Annotated in this window: 1 protein-coding gene; it reads right to left on the minus strand. The window is 74.1% G+C overall.

What is annotated here, in order from left to right; all coding sequences use genetic code 11:
- A partial coding sequence (locus tag ACWGJ2_RS40375) for a lantibiotic dehydratase family protein (RefSeq protein ID WP_453351409.1) occupies positions 1-1,718 on the minus strand: 1,718 nt, incomplete at its 3' end.
- Between the last annotated feature and the right edge of the window lie 115 nt (positions 1,719-1,833).

The following is a 1,833-nucleotide window of genomic DNA, read 5'->3' on the forward strand; positions in this document are numbered from 1 at the left end:
CATCCGCGGCTGGCCCGGCGGACGGCGAGAGTGAATTGGCCCGCCTCCAGCTCCCGCGTGCTGGAGGCGTGGACGGCGAACTGCAGCTCCGTATGCGGCGGCAGCGCTCCGGGAGCGGGCTCCTGCTCGGCGAGCCGGCCGATCAGGTCCTCGTCCAGGACGAGTTCCCTCTCCTCGGCGGCGGCCTGCTGGGCCAGCGCGGTCAGCAGGGCATCCCGCCGCGAGACGGGAGACTGCGGGGCGCGGGGGGTGCCGTGGAAGTCCTCGGGCAGCCCCAAACCGCGGTCCAGGTCGAGGAGATCGGACACGGGGACCAGGACGTCCTCGCCGTAACGGGCCTGGAAGCGGGCCCGGTAGCGCCGCCACGCCGCGGCCCCGTGCGGTTCGGGGGCGGTGCGGGCCAGGGCCCCGGCGGCGGCCTCGGCCTCCCACGCGACGGCCCGGGGCAGGACGAGTTCGGCGTCCAGGCCCAGATCCAGGGCCAGAGGTACGGGTACTTCGGCGTGCTGGCGCATACGCGCGGTCAGCGCCGAGCGGCGCTCACGGCCCGCCGTGGCGGGCTGCTGGTTGTGGGCGTTCATCAGCGCGTGGATCTGGCCCAGCGCGGCCGTCAGGCCGCCGGCGGCCTCGGTGTGCTCAGTGCCGGAGCGCCGCAGCTCGGCAACGAGGTACCCGAGCGCGTCGGGCTCGGTGGCATGGGGCTGGAGGCTGGTGATCAGGATGCGGTGAGAGAGGAGCGTGTCCAGCAGTTCCTGGGCGTCCGCGACCTCGAACCCGCCGACCGCAGCGGTGATCTTCCGCGCCAGGTCCAGATAGTCCACTGGTGTGCTCGCCCCGTGCACGGCAGCGCGGACCGCCGGGGTGCAGCGCACGGAGACCTCGTGCACGGCGGTGCCGACCGTCCCCGGGATGCGGGGCTGCCAGGGCAGGACCAGCCGCCTGCCGCGGACCTCCAGGACGTTGGAGGCCACCAGCCGCAGCCTGTGCCGCACTTCGGGGAGATCTTCCAGTTGCTGGATGATCCGGGCCAGCCACTCTCCGTCGGCGCGGGCCACGGCCCGGTGTCCGGTGCCCCAGCGGGCCTGGGCGTGGTCACCGAAGCGGGCCTCGGCCACGCCGGCGAACAGGCCGAGAGGGTCGGGTCGGTGGCGCAGACGCTGGACGTAAGGGGCGAGAGAGAGCAGCAGACGGCGGGCGGTGTCCGCCGAAGCAGGAGACTCTTGGTCTGCCTGGCCATCGAGCTCGCGCGCCAGAGCCGGACTCACATGCCGCACCGCGTCCGCCACCTCCGGAATCAGCCAGACCGTCGTTGCCCAGGTGCACCAGGCACGGACGCCGGACGGTGAGGTATCGCCCAGGTCGGGCCACGGCGGGATGGGGAGCTGGGAGTGGGGCGCGGCGCGCACTAGCAGGGGGCGCTGCGCGGTGTAGAGCGGGCGGCTCTTCGCGCCCGCCGCCCGGCGGGGGAGCGGGCCGGGCACGGCGGGGGTGGCGAAGAACGCCTCCAGGGCGCCTGCGGTGCCCGGGACCTCGACCTCCCGCACGTCCAAGTCCGGGGGCGTCCGATGGCCAGGGGCCGGTGCGGTCTCGTCGGGAACGATGGAATCCTCCAGGCGGACGAGGCGGTCTATGGGGTGGACAGGGCGAGCGCGGCGTCGTCGGCGGTGGAGGATGACTGCGAGCAGCGCGGCGAGGGCGAGGAGGCTCATCGGGCCCATCGGGTGTGTGTCCGGTCGTGTCTGATGAGGGGTCATGCGGCAGGCGGAGGGTTGTCGGGACCGGTGGCGGGGGAGCGGGCGAGGGTGTTGTTGAGGGCGCGCACGGGATCACCGT

This window comes from Streptomyces sp. NPDC054796 (assembly GCF_053611545.1).